Below are 17,611 nucleotides of genomic sequence, written 5' to 3'. Positions count from 1 at the left end.
GGGCCGACGAGGGGAGCAGGACCGTGAACGTCGTGCCGCCGCCAGGGGTCGGGGTGGCCTCGATCGTGCCGCCGTGCGCGCCGACGACCGCCTGCACGATCGCGAGTCCCAGTCCGGTCGAGCCGCTGCCGCGCGTGCGGGACGCGTCGCCGCGCGTGAACCGCTGGAACAGGCGGTCGCGCAGCTCGTCGGGGATGCCGGGGCCGTCGTCGACGACCTCGACCCGCACGCCGGCGACCCCGCGCGCGGGACCCGCCTCCGCGCTCGGCACAGCACCCGCCACTGCGCTCGGCACAGCACCCGCCACCGCACCCGCCACTGCGCTCGGCGCTGCGCTCGGCACCGCACCAGACGCCGCGGGCTCCGGCCGCACGCGCACGGTCACCGTCGTCCCCGCGGGGGTGTGCAGGCGCGCGTTGGCCAGCAGGTTCGCGAACACCTGCCGCAGCCGGTGCTCGTCGCCTGTCACGACGAGCTGGTCATCGGACTCCTCGGCGTCCGGCACGTCGAGCAGCCACACGTGGTCGGGGCCTGCGGCGTGCGCGTCGCCGACCGCGTCGAGCGCGAGCATCGTCAGGTCGACGGGCTCTGCCTCGAGCGGCCGGCCCGCGTCGAGCCGTGCGAGCAGCAGCATGTCCTCGACGAGCGTCGTCATGCGCGACGCCTCGGACTCGATGCGTCCCATCGCGGTGACCGCACCGTCGGGCAGCACCTCGTCGGAGCGTCGCACCAGCTCGGCGTAGCCGCGGATCGACGCGAGCGGTGTGCGCAGCTCGTGGCTCGCGTCGGCGACGAACTGGCGCACCTGCACCTCGGACTCGTGCCGCGCGGAGAGCGCGGCGCCGACGTGCCCGAGGAGCTGGTTGAGCGCCGAGCCGACCTGCCCCACCTCGGTCGCGGGGTCGGTGTCGCGCTCGGGGACGCGCTCGGCCAGGTCGACCTCGCCGCGGTCGAGGGGGAGCTGCGTGACGCGGGTCGCGGTCGCGGCGACGCGGTCGAGGGGGCGCAGCTCACGGCGCACGAGCACGAGGCCGGCGGTGCCGGCGGCGAGCAGCGCGAGGAGCGCGATCACGCTCTCGACCAGCACGAACGTGGTGACGGTGTGCGTGACCGCGGTCGTCGGCAGCGCGGTCACCGCGGTCGCGCCGCTGCGGCCCGTGCCGGACAGCGCGCGGTAGGAGCCGAGGTCGCCGAGGTCGACGACGTGCACGTCGTCGTCCTGCGGCACGGCGAGCAGGGTCGTCACCTGCGCGTCGTCGAGCTGCTGCAGCGTCCCGGTGTCGTCGATGTAGTCCGCGCGCACCTCGTCGCCGTCGGAGAAGAGGTTGACCGTGCCCGTGGCCTGGCCGGGCTGCAGGTTGCCGGGGGAGGGCCGACGGTCGTCCGAGTCGCCCGACGTCGGCTGGCCCGACGACTGCCCGTTGCCGTTCGTCAGCCACATCGGCGCGTTCGAGGCCCGCTGGTGCGCAGCCCGCAGCTGCTCGTCGACCTGGTTGGTGAGCGACGTGTGCAGCGCGAGCGCCGAGAACGCACCCATCCCGACCGCGACCACCGCCACGAGCGCGACGACCATCACGACGAGGCGCCGCCGCAGCGTCCAGCGCATCACGCGGGCTTGAGCACGTAACCCACGCCGCGCAGCGTGTGCAGCATCGGCTCGCGGCCCTTGTCGATCTTGCGTCGCAGGTAGGACACGTAGAGCTCGACGATGTTGGCCTGCCCGCCGAAGTCGTACTGCCACACGCGGTCGAGGATCTGCGCCTTCGACAGCACGCGCTTGGGGTTGCGCATGAAGTACCGCAGCAGCTCGAACTCGGTCGCGGTGAGGCGGATGTCGGTGCCGGCGCGCGTCACCTCGTGGCTGTCCTCGTCCATCACGAGGTCGCCGACGACGAGCACCGCGTCGTCGCGAGCGGTCGTCGCACCCGTGCGGCGCAGCAGCGCACGCAGCCGGGCGACGACCTCCTCGAGGCTGAACGGCTTGGTGACGTAGTCGTCGCCGCCCGCGGTGAGCCCCGCGATGCGGTCCTCCACCGCGTCGCGCGCCGTCAGGAACAGCACCGGCACGTTGGGGTGCGTGTCGCGCACGCGGCGCAGCACCTCGAGGCCGGACAGGTCGGGGAGCATGACGTCCAGGACGATGACGTCCGGGTCGAGCTCCTTGGCGCGGCGGACCGCGCTGATGCCGTTGAGGGCGTGCTCGACCTGCCAGCCCTCGTACCGCAGCGCGGTGGAGAGGAGCTCGGCGAGGGTCGGCTCGTCGTCGACGACGAGGGCGCGCACGGGGGAGCCGTCGGCGCGCGTGAGGGGCTGCGGGCGGGAGGCTGTGATCGACATGACCTCAGCGTCGCGCCCCAGGCTGCCGAACGCCTGGGCGGTTCCTGTGAAGTGCCTGAGTGCCGCTACTGCGTCGTCTCGGTGCGCGGTGCGTGCCCCTTGACGAGCGTCGCGGACAGGATCGCCTCGATCGCGAAGGTCGTGGACTCGGGCAGGTCGACGGTCTCGTCGAGCAGCCACTGCACCTGCAGGCCGTCCATCACGCCGATGATCGCGCTCGCGGCAAGCACCGCGTCCTGGTGCGGCACGCGCCCGCCCGAGATGTCGTCGATCGCGTCGGCGATCTCGCCGCGCAGCACCTCGAAGCGCTCGGTGACCCAGGCCCGCGCGGGGTGGTTCTCGGTCACGGACTCGCCCGTGAGAACCGAGTAGCCCTGCACGATCCCGCGTCGGTCGACGTTCATGCGCGCGGTGCGCACCAGGTGCGCGAAAAGCTCCTGACCTCCGGGGATGTGCTGACCCTCGAGGTCGCGCACGTCCTCCTTGTCGCGGTACTCGAGCACCTCGATGAGCAGCTGCTCCTTGGTGCCGAAGTGGTGCAGCACACCTGCGTGGGTGATGCCGACCTGCTCCGCGACGTCGGTGAGCGAGCCGTTCTTGTAGCCCTTCGAGCCGAAGGTGTTGGCCGCGGCGCGCAGGATCTCCGCGCGTCGCTCGGCGGTCCCCTTGCGGGGGCGGCGCGCCTTGGGGCGCGGGGTCGGGGAGGCGTCACCCGGTGGCACGTCGTCGTCCATGACCGCAACCATACTGTGACCATCGGCCTTACTGACAAGTTAGTAATGTGTGCTTTGATGTGCCGCACGACGACAACGACGTCCTTGGATGGAGCAGCCCGAACGTGTCCCTCGACACCGCCTTGCAGCCGACGGCAGACCGCCCGGCGACCGACCTCGCGCAGCTGCGCTCGCAGCTGACGCTCGAGGAGAAGGTCCGCCTGCTGGTCGGTGCCGGCCTGTGGAGCACCACCGCGGTCGAGCGGATCGGCCTGCGTGCGATGCACCTCTCGGACGGCCCCGCCGGCGTTCGCGGCGTGTCCGAGGACGGCGCCGAGACGTCCGCATCGTTCCCCGCCCCGAGCGCGCTCGCCGCGACGTGGGACGTCGACCTGGCCGACGAGGTGGGTGCGGCCTTCGCGTCCGAGGCGCGTCGCCACGGCGTCGACGTCGTGCTCGCCCCGCAGGTCAACCTGCAGCGCACGCCCGTCGGCGGCCGGCACTTCGAGTGCTACTCGGAGGACCCGCTGCTCACGGGCGACATCGCGGTGCACGTCGTGCGCGCTGCCCAGGAGCGCGGCGTCGGCATGTGCGTCAAGCACTTCGTCGCGAACGACTCCGAGACGCAGCGCACCTCCTACCTGTCCCGCGTCGACGAGCGCACGCTGCGCGAGGTCTACCTCGCGCCGTTCGAGCGCCTCGTCGCCGAGGCCCGCGCCTGGTCGCTCATGGGCGCCTACTCGGGCATCGACACCGGCACCACGGCCGCCCCCGCGCTCGAGCACCGCGAGCTGCTGCACGACGTGCTCAAGGCGGAGTGGGGCTTCGACGGCGTCGTCGTGAGCGACTGGGTCGCGACCAAGTCGGTCGCGGCCGCAGCGCACGGCGGGCTGGACCTGCAGATGCCCGGCCCGGACGGGGTGTGGGGCGACGGCCTGCTCGCGGCGGTGCTCGCGGGCGAGGTCGACGAGGCGACGATCGACGAGAAGGTCGACCGCCTCCTTCTTCTCGCGCAGCGCGTCGGTGCGCTCGAGGGCTGCGAGCCGTCCGGCGCGCTGCGCGACCACGTGCACGACGTCGACGTCCCGGACGTGCTGCGCACGCTCGTGGCTCGGTCGATGGTCGTGCTGCGTGACGAGGGCGGGGTGCTCCCGCTCGGCGTCGACGACGTCGCGACCGTCGCGCTCGTCGGCCCCAACGGCGCGGCCCCGTTCGTGCAGGGCGGCGGCTCGGCGTACGTGCGGCCCGACCGCAGCTCGACGCTGCAGGACGCGATCGGTGCCGCTCTCGGCGCCGACGTCGACGTCCACGCCGGCGCCGTCTCGCGGTTCCTGCCCCCGACGCTCGACCTCGCGACGCGCTGCACCGCTCCCGACGGCTCGGTCGGCGCTCTCGTCGAGGTGCTCGACGCCGACGGCACGGTGATCGACTCCGCCGTCCGCACCGAGTGGGGCGGCTGGCTGCGCGAGCCCGCGGAGCACGCGGCGAGCGTGCGCATCCGCACGACGGTCGCGCTGCGCGAGCCGGGCACGCACGAGGTCGGCGTCGGCACGGTCGGGCGCCACCGGATCGTCATCGGCGGGCGCGAGCTGTCCACGTCGGAGCAGGTGGTGGGCGCCGAGGTCATCCTCGACTCGAGCGTCAACGCCCCCGCGCCGGTGGTGCTGCGGATCGAGGTCGACGAGCCGACGACGGTCGAGCTCGACGCGACCGTCCAGGCCGTGCACCCCGTCGGCTACGCGTCGTTCGCACGTGCCGAGCTGGTGCACCGCGTCCCGGTGAAGAGCGCGGACGAGCTGCTCGTCGAGGCGGTCGCCGCCGCAGAGCAGGCGGACGTCGCGATCGTCGTCGTCGGCACCAACGAGGAGATCGAGTCCGAGGGCTACGACCGCACCTCGCTCGCGCTGCCCGGCAACCAGGACCAGCTGGTCAAGGCCGTGCACGCGGCCAACCCGCGCACGGTCGTCGTGGTCAACGCGGGGGCGCCCGTCGTCCTGCCGTGGCTCGACGAGGTCCCGTGCGTGCTGTGGGCGTGGCTCGGCGGCCAGGAGTGGCCCGAGGCGCTCGGCGACGTGCTCGCGGGCCGCACCGAGCCCGCGGGCCGGCTGCCCTGGACGCTGCCCGCGTCCGAGGCCGACGTGCCGGTGCCCGACGCGGTCCCGGTCGACGGGGTGATCGACTACACCGACGGCGTCCACGTCGGCTACCGCTCGTGGCTGCGGCTCGGCCGCACGCCCGCGGCGCCGTTCGGCCATGGCCTCGGGTGGTCGACGTGGGAGCACGACGCCGCGGTGGCGGGCGTGCTCGAGGACGGGTCCGTCGTCGTCGACGTGACCGTCACCAACACCGGCCGGCGCGCGGCGCGCGAGGTCGTCCAGGTCTACGTCGAGCCCCCGGTGGGGTCGCCTTCGGGCGACCGGCCGGTGCGCTGGCTCGGCGGTTTCGCTGTCGTGCACGCCGAGCCCGGCGAGAGCACGACGGCCCGCGTGCGGGTGGACGCCTCGGCGTTCCGCACGTGGGACGAGGAACGCCACGGCTGGGTGACCCCCGCCGGGACGTACCAGCTGCGCGCGGGCCGCTCGTCGGGCGACCTGCGGCACACGGTCGACGTGAGCCATCCGGGCTCGCGCGCGACGAACCCGGACGGCTAGCCCGAGCACGACTCCCCAGCAGTGCCGCACGACGAAGTCCCGCACCACCCAGCACGACAACCAGCACGAACCTCGTAACTCGACGCGATCCGCAGTCACGTCGACATCGAACCGAGACGGGACCGTTCCCAGAACGCAGCGTCTCAGCACGTACCGTCATCGCAGTTTCCGTTGGTACCCCGAAAGTGCAAGGAGGCACTCGTGATCAACCGCAAGCTCGCAGGGATCGTGGCCGGTACGGCCGCCGTCGCCCTGCTCGCGACCGCCTGCTCCGGCGGCGACGACAACAACGGGTCCAAGCCCACCGACAAGAGCACCTCCACGGCCCCGGCCGACGCGAAGCGCTCGGACAAGATCCTCGTCGTGGGCATGCCCAACGGGCAGCAGAAGCCCAACCAGAACCCGCTGGCCAACGGCTCGGCGTCGCTCTCGCTCGGCTACGCGTTCGCCGTGTACGAGTCGCTCATGCAGGTCAACGAGATCAAGCCGACCGACCCGCCGACCCCGTGGCTCGCGCAGTCGATCGAGTGGAACGAGGACTCGACGCAGGCGACCATCACCCCCCGCGAGGGCGTGAAGTGGTCGGACGGCGAGCCGTTCACGGCCGACGACATCCAGTTCTCGATCGAGCTGCGCCAGAAGAACGACGCGCTGAACACCGACTTCCCGGGTCAGTACGACTCGGTCACGACGGACGGCAAGACCGTCGTCGTGAAGTTCAAGTCGGGCCAGTACGTCAACCGCTCGAAGCTCTACAAGCTGCTCATCGTCCCCAAGCACCTGTGGGCGGGCAAGGACCCGGTCAAGTGGACCGACGACGAGATGGTCGGCACCGGTCCGTTCAAGCTCAAGTCGTTCACGCCGCAGTCGGTCTCGCTCGAGCCGAACGACTCGTACTGGGGCACCAAGCCGCTCGTCGGCGCCCTGCGCTACGACACGTTCAACGACAACAACGGCCTGACCACGGCGCTGACCACGGGCCAGGCGCAGTGGGGCTGGACGTTCATCCCCGACTACGAGAACACGTTCATCGCCAAGGACCCGGAGCACTTCCACCAGGTCGCGGGCGGTGGCTTCGGCGTCGACGTGCTGTTCCTCAACAACGCGAAGGGCCCGTTCCAGGACGTCGCCCTGCGCAAGGCGCTCAACATGGTCACCGACCGTGCCGACATCTCCGCGACCGCTGGCTCCGGCGTGTGGCCCGAGATCAAGAGCGTGACCGGCCTGCCCCAGCCCTCGGGTGACTCGTTCATCTCGCCCGAGTTCCAGGGTCAGAACCTCACGGTCGACGTCGACGGTGCCAAGCAGGTCCTCACCGACGCCGGCTACACGTGGGACGGCAGCGGCGCGCTGCTCGACAAGACCGGCAAGAAGGTCTCGTTCACGCTGACGGACCCGACGGGCTGGACCGACTACCTCGACGCGCTCAACATCATCCGCGACGGTGCCAAGAAGCTCGGCATCGACGCCAAGACGGTGGGTGCGAACCAGGACAAGTGGTTCAACGACATCATCCCGTTCGGCAACTTCGACGCGACGCTGCACTGGACCGACGGCGGTGAGACGCCGTGGAACCTGTACTCCAACATCATGGACGGCGCCTCGTTCGTCGACCTGGGCAAGACGGCGACGTGGAACTTCGGTCGCTACAAGAACGACGACGTCACCAAGGCGCTCGCCGACTTCAAGGCGGGCACGACGGAGGACCAGCGCTCCGCCGCACTGGCCATCGTGCAGAAGCACTTCGTCGAGGACGTCCCGGGCCTGGTCATCTGGTCGCGCCCGGCCGTCGCGCAGTACTCGACGGTGAACTACACCGGCTTCCCCACGGCTGACGACCCGTACGCGAACCCGCAGCCGACGGGTCCGCAGGCGGCGCTCATCCTGTCGAAGCTCGTCCCGACGCAGGGCTGATCTCACGTCCGCGTGACGATCTGACGAGAGTGCGGCGGGCGCGCCACCCGCGCGTCCGCCGCACCCTCGTGCCACGACCCGTTCCTTCCCCCAGGGTGATCCGATGACTGCTCAGCCCTCGGGCCCGCCGACCGCCACGCGGCCGGGCGCGCCCACGCCAGACGACGTCCCCGTCCTCGCAGCGGTGGACCTCAAGAAGCACTTCCCGGTACGCGGGTTCCGCTCGCAGAAGGTCGTGCACGCCGTCGACGACGTGAACCTCGAGCTGTACCGCGGGCGCGTCGTCGCGCTCGTCGGCGAGTCCGGTTCCGGCAAGTCGACGATCGCGCGGCTGCTCGCGCAGCTCATGCCGGTGACCGGCGGCCAGGTGCTGCTGCACGGCGAGGACGCGATCGTGAAGAACCGCCGCGCGTTCGGCCGCTACGTGCGCCGCGTGCAGATGATCTTCCAGGACCCCTTCGGGTCGCTGAACCCGATCCACACCGTGCGCTACACGCTCTCGCGCAGCCTGCGGATCCACCGCGGCCGCCTGCGTGGCGACGCGCTGGAGAAGGCGCTGACCGAGCTGCTCGAGCGCGTGCAGCTCACGCCGACGAGCCGGTACGTCGACAAGTTCCCCCACGAGCTCTCGGGCGGCCAGCGCCAGCGCGTCGCGATCGCGCGCGCCCTCGCGGCCGACCCCGAGGTGCTGCTCGCCGACGAGCCGATCTCGATGCTCGACGTGTCGATCCGCCTCGGCATCCTGAACCTGCTCCGCGACCTGCGGGACCGCCTGCACATCGCGATCCTCTACATCACGCACGACATCGCCTCGGCCCGCTACTTCGCGGACACGACGATGGTCATGTACGCCGGCCGCGTCGTCGAGAAGGGCGACTCCGAGTCGGTCACGCAGGACCCCAAGCACCCGTACACGCAGCTCCTCGTGCGCTCGGCGCCGGACCCCGACGACCTGGACGCCCGCGCCCGCGGTGCACGCGGCGAGGCCCCGAGCCTCGTGCGGCCCCCGAGCGGCTGCCGGTTCAACCCGCGCTGCCCGTTCGCGAACGACCTGTGCCGCACCGAGGTGCCCGCACTGCTCCCCGTGGGGGAGGGCCGTGAGGCCGCGTGCTGGGGCTACTCCGACCGCCCCGACCGGCCGACCCTCGGCTCGGTGCTCGACGCCTACGGCGAGCGCCCCGCGGTCGACGTCACCCTGCTGCCCGTCGTCGACGGCGAGCTCGCCAAGGAGGGCGACCGATGAGGTTCTTCGTCCGACGGATCATCTTCTACGTCATCACCCTCTGGGCCGCGGTGACGATCAACTTCTTCATCCCGCGCGTCATGCCGGGCGACCCGGTCTCGGCGATCCTCGCGCAGTCGGGCGGCCAGATCAGCCCCGACGCGATCCCGGCGCTGCGCGCGCTGTTCGGCCTCGACACCGACCAGTCGCTGTGGCAGCAGTACGTCAGCTACATCAACCTGCTGCTGCACGGCGACCTGGGCGTCTCCTTCACGTACCAGCCGTACTCGGTGGCCTCGGTCATCGGTGACGCGCTGCCGTGGACCATCGGCCTGGTCGGCATCGCGACGATCCTCAGCTTCACGATCGGCACGCTCATCGGCAGCGGCATCGGGTGGCGGCGCGGCACGTGGGCGGACTCGCTCCTGCCGATCTCGACGTTCTTCTCGGCGGTGCCCTACTTCTGGCTCGCGCTGATCGCGATCTCGATCTTCTCCGTGAAGCTCGGGTGGTTCCCGTCGAGCGGCTCGTACGACCGCAACCTCATCCCCACGTGGTCGTGGGAGTTCGTGAAGTCGGTCATCTACTACGGCATCCTGCCCGCGCTGACGATCGTCATCTCGTCGATCTCCGGCTGGATCCTCGGGATGCGCAACATGATGGTCACGGTCTCCTCGGAGGACTACGTGACCGTGGCCCACGCCAAGGGCCTCAAGGAGCGCAAGGTCCTGTTCGGCTACGCGGCTCGCAACGCGATCCTCCCGCAGATCTCGAGCTTCGCGCTGTCGCTCGGCTTCATCGTCGGCGGCGCGCTCATCATGGAGATCGTCTTCTCCTACCAGGGCATCGGCTACCTGCTGTTCAACGCGGTCAACGCGAAGGACTACCCCCTCATGCAGGGCTGCTTCCTGGTGATCACGCTCGCGGTCCTCGTCGCGAACATCCTGGCCGACTTCGTCTACGGCGCGCTCGACCCGCGCACCCGTCAGGAGGGCTGACATGACCGTCGACGCAGAGATCCTCGAGCAGGACCTCGACCTCACCCCCGACGCCGAGGGGCCTACCCACGGCAAGCGCAAGTTCCTGTTCCTGCGCAACGCCAAGGCCATGACCGGCATCGCGATCCTGGGCTTCTTCACGCTCATCGCGATCATCGGTCCGTGGATCGCGCCGTACGACCCGGACGAGCGAAGCAAGGACATCCTGCAGCCGCCGTCGTGGCAGCACCTGTTCGGCACCACGCACATCGGGCAGGACATCTTCTCCCAGATCGTGATCGGCACCCGGGGCGTCATGATCGTCGGCTTCATCGCCGGCATCGTGGCCACCGCGATCGGCGTGCTCATCGGCGTCACGGCCGGCTACATCGGCGGCATCGGCGACGAGAGCCTGTCGGCGCTGTCGAACATCTTCCTGGTCATTCCGCAGCTCCCGCTCATCATCATCATCGCGGGCCAGCTGCCCGACGCGGGCGGCCTCACGGTCGCGATGGTCATCGCCGCGACGGGATGGGCGTGGGGTGCGCGCGTGCTGCGCGCCCAGACGCTGTCGTTGCGCAAGCGCGACTTCGTCGAGGCCGCCCGGGCCAACGGCGAGAAGACGTGGCGCATCATCACCGCGGAGATCCTGCCGAACCTCACGGCGATCATCGCGGCCGGCTTCGTCGGCACCGTGGGCTTCGCGGTCCTGTCGCAGATCACGCTGTCGTTCATCGGCATCACCAACGTGAGCGACTGGAACTGGGGCACGGTCCTGTTCTGGGCGCAGGGGCAGCTCGCGCTGCAGCGCGGCGCGTGGTGGTGGTTCGTCCCCGCCGGTCTGTGCATCGCCCTGCTCGGCATGGCCCTGACCCTCATCAACTTCGGGATCGACGAGTTCGTCAACCCCCGCCTGCGCAGCACCGGCCTCAACGCCCGCAACCTGCGCAAGCGCAAGATCCGCCCGCGCATCGGCTTCACGCCCGTGGTCGACGAGGCCCCCGCGCCCGTCGCCGACGACCCGGTCCGTGCCGGGGCGAAGCGCGCAGGCACGCACGCCGAGGAGGCGAAGGCATGAGCGCGCAGACGCAGAGCTGGTCCCCGGGAGGTGCGGCCGCCCCCGCCAAGGACCCCGTGCTCGAGATCAAGAACCTGTCGGTCGACTACGGCTACGACAACCCGTCGCACGTGCTGCGCAACGTCTCGCTCACGCTGAACCGCGGCGAGGTGCTCGGCCTCGCGGGCGAGTCGGGCTGCGGCAAGTCGACGCTCGCCTACGCGGCGACGCGTCTGCTGCCCCCGCCCGGTCTGATCACCGGCGGCGAGGTGGTGTTCACCGACCGCGACGGCGGCAAGCAGGACATCCTGCGGCTCAACGACCGCCAGCTGCGCGACTCGCGGTGGCAGGACATGGCGATCGTGTTCCAGGGCGCCATGAACTCGCTCAACCCGGTGTTCCGCATCGGTCGCCAGATCGCCGACGGCATCCAGGCGCACGTGCCGGGCCTGACCAAGAAGCAGGCGCTCGAGAAGGCCGCGGACCTGCTGGAGCTCGTGGGCATCTCGCCCGACCGGCTGCGGGACTACCCGCACCAGCTCTCGGGCGGCATGCGTCAGCGCGTGATGATCGCGATGGCGCTCGCGCTCGACCCGCAGGTGCTGATCATGGACGAGCCGACGACCGCGCTCGACGTCGTCATGCAGCGCCAGATCGTCGAGCAGATCGCGGAGCTGCGCGACCGGCTCGGGTTCTCGGTCATCTTCATCACGCACGACGTGTCGCTGCTGATCGAGATCGCGGACCGGATCGCGATCATGTACGCCGGCGAGATCGTCGAGGACGCGTCCGCCCAGGACGTGTACCGCCGGCCCCGCCACCCGTACGCCGACGGTCTGCTGCACTCGTTCCCGCCGCTGCGCGGTCCGCGCCGCGAGCTGGGCGGCATCCCGGGCTCCCCGCCGGACGTGTCGAACCTGCCCACGGGCTGCCCCTTCCGGGCCCGCTGCCAGTTCGCGTTCGACGCGTGCGCGACCGTGCACCCGCGGCTCACGCACCCGGCCGTGCAGCTCGACGACCCGGCCCGCCAGGTGGCGTGCCTGCGCCACGACCCCGCCCGGGTCGAGGCCGCCGGCTTCGAGCCCGTGCCCGTGCCGCCGCAGCTCGCGATCCGCTGACGCGAGCCCCCGCAGGACCCCGGCCCCGCCGTGCGTCACCCGCGCGGCGGGGCTGCGGCATGCCCGCACGGGGTGCGGCGCGAGGGTCGCGAGATCGGTGGGAGCCGGACGCGGCTCGTCGGGTGCGTGACGTAGCGTGGCGCGCGTGTCGAGCGTGAGCGGGTCCCGGGCCGTGGTGGCCGTCGCGCCCGGACGTCGTGTCGGTGCGGCCGCGGCGGTCGTCGTCGCCTCGGCGCTGGGCGTGTGGCTGCTGTGGCGCGCGTTCGTCGACACGTGGGCCGGCCAGCGCGTGGACCAGGCCGCGGTGGACGGCGCGCAGTACGGGCGCACCGAGCTGTGGCGCGTCGGCGAGCGCGTGCTCGACGTGGTGTCGGTGGGGCTGATCGCGGCCGTGCTGCTCGCCGCCGTGGTCATCGCGGTGCTACGCCGGCGGTGGGAGCTCGCGGTGCAGGTCGCGATCGTCATGGCGGGTGCCAACCTCACGACGCAGGTGCTGAAGAAGTGGGTGTTCGAGCGGCCCGACATGGACGTGCCGGGCGACTACGGCAACACGCTGCCGAGCGGGCACACGACGGCCGCGGCGTCCATCTCGGTGGTGCTGCTGCTCGTCGTCCCGCCGCGCGTGCGGCCGTGGGCGGCGGTGCTCGGTGCGGGGTACACCGCGCTCACGGGCGTCTCGACGCTCGTCGGGCAGTGGCACCGGCCGTCGGACGTGGTCGCCGCGGTGCTCGTCGTGCTCGCGTGGACGGCGGCGACGTGCACGCTCGTCGTGTTCGTGCGGCCCGACGGCGGGACGGCCGCACGCGGCATCCCCGCGGTCGACGCGGTCGACGCGGTCGACGCGCCGGACGCGTCGCGCGCGCTGCGGCGCGGCGTCGTCACCGCGCTCGTCGTGGCCGGGCTCGCGGCAGGTGCCGTGGCCGTGATCGCCCTCACTGGCACGTATCAGCACCGGTACGCGTTGACGTCGAGGACGGAGCTGCTCACGGCGTACGCGGGCGGTGCCGCGGGCATCGTCGCGGCGTCGGCCCTCGCGTTCGCCGCGGCACTCGTGCTCCGGCACACGGCGGCTCTCGGATTGCGGCGCGCTTGACGCGTGGTCGTAGAGTCCGCAGCGGTAGACGAATCGGAAGTCGTTCAGGAAGAAGGCCGTCGTTATGGCACGCAAGCTCGTCATCGTGGAGTCGCCCGCCAAGGCGCGCACGATCGCCGGGTACCTGGGCGACGGCTTCGACGTGGAGGCGAGCGTCGGCCACATCCGTGACCTGCCGCAGCCGTCGGAGCTCCCCGCGGACATGAAGAAGGGCCCGTACGGCAAGTTCGCGGTCAACGTCGACGAGGGCTTCACGCCGTACTACGTGGTCGACGCGGACAAGAAGAAGAAGGTCGCGGAGCTCAAGAAGCTCCTCAAGGAGTCCGACGAGCTCTACCTCGCCACCGATGAGGACCGCGAGGGCGAGGCCATCGCGTGGCACCTGCTGCAGGAGCTCAAGCCCAAGGTCCCCGTCAAGCGCATGGTGTTCCACGAGATCACTCGCGAGGCGATCGGCCGTGCGCTCGAGAGCACGCGCGAGCTCGACGACCGCCTGGTCGATGCGCAGGAGACGCGCCGCATCCTCGACCGTCTCTACGGCTACGAGGTCAGCCCGGTGCTGTGGCGCAAGGTCCGCCAGGGCCTGTCGGCGGGCCGCGTGCAGTCGGTCGCGACGAGGCTCGTGGTCGAGCGTGAGCGCGAGCGCATGGCGTTCGTGCCGGCCGACTACTGGGACGTCACCGGCACGTTCGCGGTGGCCGCCGCGGGCGAGCCGGCGTTCCCCGCGCGCCTGTCGGGCCTCGACGGGCGCCGCGTCGCCACCGGCCGCGACTTCGACGACCGCGGCACGCTGCGCTCGGGCGAGGTCACGCACCTCGACGAGGCGGCCGCGACGTCCCTGGTCGCCGCGCTCGACGGCGCGTCGTTCGAGGTCCGCTCGCTCGAGACCAAGCCGTACACGCGCCGCCCGGCGGCCCCGTTCACGACGTCCACGCTGCAGCAGGAGGCGAGCCGCAAGCTCCGCATGGCCTCGCGGCAGACGATGCGCACCGCGCAGACGCTGTACGAGAACGGCTACATCACCTACATGCGTACCGACTCGCCCGTGCTGAGCACGCAGGCGATCGACGCCGCGCGCCGCCAGGCCGCGGAGCTGTACGGGGCCGAGTACGTGCCGGACAAGGCGCGCGTGTACACGAGCAAGGCGAAGGGCGCGCAGGAGGCGCACGAGGCGATCCGGCCCGCGGGGGACCACTTCCGCACGCCGGCGCAGGTGGCACGCGAGCTGTCCGGGGACCAGTTCAGGCTGTACGAGCTCATCTGGAAGCGCACGGTCGCCTCGCAGATGGCCGACGCGCGCGGCTCGACCGCCTCGGTGCGGATCGGCGCCGTGGCGAGCGACGGGCGCGACGCGGTGTTCTCCGCATCCGGAACGGTCATCACGTTCCGCGGGTTCCTCGCGGCCTACGAGGAGGGCCGCGACGTGTCGCGCTACGGCGACGACGACGAGCGGTCCGACGAGAAGGGCGACGCGCGGCTGCCGCGCATGGAGCAGGGCGACCCGCTCACGGGCACCGACCTCGCCGCCGACGGCCACCGCACGTCCCCGCCTCCCCGCTACACGGAGGCCTCGCTCGTCAAGGCGCTCGAGGAGCGCGGCATCGGCCGCCCTTCGACGTACGCCGCGACCATCGGCGTCATCCAGGACCGCGGGTACGTGACGTCTCGCGGGCAGGCGCTCGTCCCGTCGTGGCTCGCGTTCGCGGTGACGCGGCTGCTCGAGGAGAACTTCGACTGGCTGGTCGACTACGACTTCACCGCCGAGATGGAGCAGGACCTCGACGCGATCGCGTCGGGCGACCAGGACCGCGTCGCGTGGCTGAGCCGCTTCTACTTCGGCGACGGCAGCGGCAGCACCGAGGGCGAGGGCCTGCGCGACCTCGTCGCGAACCTGGGCGACATCGACGCGCGCGAGGTCAACTCGATCGAGATCGGCGACGGCATCGTGCTGCGCGTCGGGCGCTACGGGCCGTACCTCGAGGACGCGAGCGTCCTGGCCGACGACGGCACGCCGCGGCGTGCGTCGGTGCCCGAGGAGCTGGCCCCCGACGAGCTGACGGTCGAGCGCGCGCGCGAGCTGCTCGAGACCGAGCCCGAGGGCGACCTGGTGCTCGGCACGGACCCGTCGACCGGGACGCAGGTCGTCGCGAAGAACGGCCGCTACGGCCCGTACGTGACGGAGCTGCTCCCCGAGCCGCAGCTCGACGAGGGCCTGTCCGCCGCGGCCCGCAAGAAGGCGCTCGCAGCGCTCCCCAAGCCGCGCACGGCATCGCTGTTCAAGTCGATGTCGCTGCAGACGGTGACGCTCGACGACGCCCTGCGGCTGCTGTCGCTGCCGCGCGTCGTCGGCACGGACCCCGAGACCGGGGCCGAGATCACGGCCCAGAACGGTCGCTACGGCCCGTACCTCAAGAAGGGCACGGACTCGCGCACGCTCGCCTCCGAGGAGGCGCTGTTCACGACGACGCTCGAGGAGGCGCTCGCGATCTACGCGCAGCCCAAGCGCGGGCGCGGTGCGACGGCGGCGCCCCCGCTCAGGGAGCTGGGCGAGGACCCGACGAGCGGCAAGCCGATCGTCGTCAAGGACGGCCGTTTCGGCGCGTACGTCACCGACGGCGTCACGAACCGCACGCTGCCGCGGGACACCACGCCGGAGTCGATCACGCGCGAGCAGGCGGTCGAGCTGCTCGCGGAGAAGCGGGCCGCCGGGCCGGCCAAGAAGAAGGCACCGGCCCGACGGACCACCACGCGCGCGAAGGCGACGACCAAGAAGTAGCAGCCGTTACGCGGTGTGCCACTTCTGGTTGGCGGTGCCCGCGCACGTCCAGATCTGCAGGCGCGCCCCGCTGGTGTTGTTCCAGTCCTTGATGTCGAGGCACTTGTTCGCCTGCGGGTTCACGAGGTCACCGGCACCGGACAGCACCCACTGCTGGGCCGCGTTGCCGCTGCACGTCGCGAGCTGCACGGCCGCGCCGTCGGCGGTCGAGCCCCACGCGACGTCCATGCACAGCCCGCCCGCGCGGAGCGTGCCGTCCGTGCCGAACGACCACTTCTGCGCGTTCGTGCCGTTGCAGGTCCACATCTGCAGCTGCGCACCGTCGGTGAAGCTGCTCGACGGCACGTCGATGCAGCGGCCGTTCCAGTCGGAGACAATCGCCTTGGCGCCCGTCGTCGTCCCGCCGCCGCCCGTACCGCCGCCGGTGCCCCCGCCTGTCCCCGTGCCCGGCCCGCTGAACGGCTGCAGCACCACGGAGGCGGAGCGCGGGTCGTCGGCGTGCACGAGCGACTCGAAGTTGCCGACGTCGTCGAACGCGAACGCGTACGCCTTGCCGTCGGCCATCGCGGCGTGCACGGCCTTGGCGTACTCGTTCGTGGGGCTGCTCGTGTAGAACTTGCTCGCGTCGGTGCTGGGCTGAGTATCGATCGTGCCGAGCGTGCCGCGGTTCAGGGCGGCGCACAGCGTGCGCGCGATGGGCCCGACGACGAGGTCGTTGGGGGCGAGCAGTCGGCCGTCGCAGCCCCACACGTCGGCGCTCGTCGGCTTGGTGAACGACGCGACCTGCTGGCCGGACGTGTTGGTGAACGTCATCGTGCTGCCCGACGTGCGGCCGTAGAACTTGGTGCCCGGCTGGTCGGTGAACGGCACGACCGTGAGCGTCTTGGACGTGTACGCGTTCCAGGCGGACGAGATGTACGAGTCGAGCAGCGTCGTCGAGACGAGCCCGGCGCCCGCGGCGTGGCCCGGCGAGAGGACGCGCAGCACGGTGCCGTCCGAGCGCGTCACCACGCTGCCCGCCCACGCGCTCTTGCCCTTGATCGCGTTGATCACGCTGTCACGCCCCGCAGAGCCGAGCGCTCCGGTGGTCGAGGTCTTGCCCGCCGAGTCCGTGACGCTCACCGCGTGCGGGACGGCGTACATGTCGACCTGGGAGCTGTTGAGCCACAGGCCCGCGTCGTTGTAGGTCAGCTCCGACCAGTCGAACAGGATGTTCGCGCTCGGGTCGCCGCCCGCCCACGGAGCGGGCTGGACCAGGCCGTCGGGCGTGAGCTTGAACGGCAGCTTGGCGCCGAAGGAGAAGTAGATGCGGCCCGAGAAGCCGCGCGGGACCTGCACGGTCGCCTTGCCGCCGTTGCCAGGCCCGGCCTGCGAGGCGTCGGGGGCGGCGACCGGCGGGTTCGCGCCCGCGGGCCAGGGGTGGAACGCGCCGCCCGCGTCGGCGTACCCGAGGCGGCCCGACGCGAGGTCGGTGCCGATCACGTACAGGTAGGTCGCGTCGCCGCGCCCGGTGCTGTTGGTCACCGAGATGGGCAGGCGGTCCGGGCCGAGGGCCTGTGCCCCCGTCCCGACGGCCACCAGCGAGGTGGCCGCGAGGGCGAGCACGCCGAGGATGCTCCTGATCTTCACGTCGTCTCCAGTCGTCGGTCGGACGCGGGGGCGCACGCCGTCGTCGTCGACGGCGCGTGCGTGCGTCCGGTGGCGGCCCATGAGGGGTGCGATCGGGCCGCCGACGGCCGCGACCCGATGGGGC

At 71.7% G+C, this 17,611-nt stretch carries 12 protein-coding genes; 8 read left to right on the top strand and 4 right to left on the bottom strand.

What is annotated here, in order from left to right; genetic code table 11:
* The 3 genes from AW16_RS0112625 to AW16_RS0112615 form a co-directional block, all read right to left on the bottom strand.
* Positions 1 to 1,606 (bottom strand): cell wall metabolism sensor histidine kinase WalK (locus tag AW16_RS0112625; protein ID WP_029290903.1); only part of this gene is annotated, 1,606 nt, incomplete at its 3' end.
* Positions 1,606 to 2,337 (bottom strand): response regulator transcription factor, encoded by a 732-nt coding sequence (locus AW16_RS0112620; RefSeq protein ID WP_029290901.1) that lies wholly within the window; start codon positions 2,335 to 2,337, stop codon positions 1,606 to 1,608. The genes AW16_RS0112625 and AW16_RS0112620, both read right to left, overlap by 1 nt.
* A gap of 65 nt (positions 2,338 to 2,402) precedes the next feature.
* Positions 2,403 to 3,071 carry a TetR/AcrR family transcriptional regulator gene (locus AW16_RS0112615; RefSeq protein WP_231496042.1) on the bottom strand — a complete coding sequence of 223 codons (669 nt, stop codon included), beginning with the start codon at positions 3,069 to 3,071 and terminating at the stop codon, positions 2,403 to 2,405.
* Positions 3,072 to 3,175: 104 nt separating this feature from the next.
* Between AW16_RS0112615 and AW16_RS0112610 the strand changes: the two genes are divergently transcribed.
* The 8 genes from AW16_RS0112610 to topA all read left to right on the top strand — a co-directional run bounded on the left by AW16_RS0112610 (position 3,176) and on the right by topA (position 15,858).
* Complete coding sequence (locus AW16_RS0112610; RefSeq protein ID WP_029290897.1) at positions 3,176 to 5,701, top strand: beta-glucosidase; 2,526 nt, start codon at positions 3,176 to 3,178, stop codon at positions 5,699 to 5,701.
* 201 nt (positions 5,702 to 5,902) lie between these two features.
* A complete protein-coding gene (locus tag AW16_RS0112605) occupies positions 5,903 to 7,615 on the top strand; it encodes an ABC transporter substrate-binding protein (RefSeq protein ID WP_156044169.1) in 1,713 nt (570 codons plus the stop codon).
* Positions 7,616 to 7,718: 103 nt separating this feature from the next.
* A complete protein-coding gene (locus AW16_RS0112600) occupies positions 7,719 to 8,858 on the top strand; it encodes an ABC transporter ATP-binding protein (protein WP_081861650.1) in 1,140 nt (379 codons plus the stop codon).
* Positions 8,855 to 9,835, top strand: a complete 981-nt coding sequence (locus tag AW16_RS0112595; RefSeq protein WP_029290891.1) for an ABC transporter permease — start codon at positions 8,855 to 8,857, stop codon at positions 9,833 to 9,835. The genes AW16_RS0112600 and AW16_RS0112595 overlap by 4 nt, the downstream gene beginning before the upstream one ends.
* 1 nt (position 9,836) lies before the next feature.
* Complete coding sequence (locus AW16_RS0112590) at positions 9,837 to 10,892, top strand: ABC transporter permease (RefSeq protein ID WP_029290890.1); 1,056 nt, start codon at positions 9,837 to 9,839, stop codon at positions 10,890 to 10,892.
* Positions 10,889 to 11,989, top strand: coding sequence for an ABC transporter ATP-binding protein (locus AW16_RS0112585; RefSeq protein WP_051681921.1), 1,101 nt, complete (start codon positions 10,889 to 10,891; stop codon positions 11,987 to 11,989). Before AW16_RS0112590 ends, AW16_RS0112585 begins: the two co-directional genes overlap by 4 nt.
* A 145-nt stretch (positions 11,990 to 12,134) precedes the next feature.
* Positions 12,135 to 13,082 (top strand): phosphatase PAP2 family protein, encoded by a 948-nt coding sequence (locus tag AW16_RS0112580; RefSeq protein ID WP_231496041.1) that lies wholly within the window; start codon positions 12,135 to 12,137, stop codon positions 13,080 to 13,082.
* Positions 13,083 to 13,146: 64 nt separating this feature from the next.
* Positions 13,147 to 15,858, top strand: coding sequence for a type I DNA topoisomerase (gene topA, locus AW16_RS0112575; RefSeq protein WP_029290883.1), 2,712 nt, complete (start codon positions 13,147 to 13,149; stop codon positions 15,856 to 15,858).
* A 6-nt stretch (positions 15,859 to 15,864) separates the two neighbouring features.
* Here the strand turns inward: topA and AW16_RS0112570 are convergent, their stop codons facing one another.
* Positions 15,865 to 17,487 carry a beta-1,3-glucanase family protein gene (locus AW16_RS0112570; protein WP_029290881.1) on the bottom strand — a complete coding sequence of 541 codons (1,623 nt, stop codon included), beginning with the start codon at positions 17,485 to 17,487 and terminating at the stop codon, positions 15,865 to 15,867.
* Between the last annotated feature and the right edge of the window lie 124 nt (positions 17,488 to 17,611).

Source organism: Cellulomonas sp. HZM, from assembly GCF_000708885.1.
Lineage (GTDB): Bacteria > Actinomycetota > Actinomycetes > Actinomycetales > Cellulomonadaceae > Cellulomonas.
The sequence above is the reverse complement of the archived record's forward strand: the minus strand, read 5'-3'. Positions and strand labels throughout refer to the sequence as shown.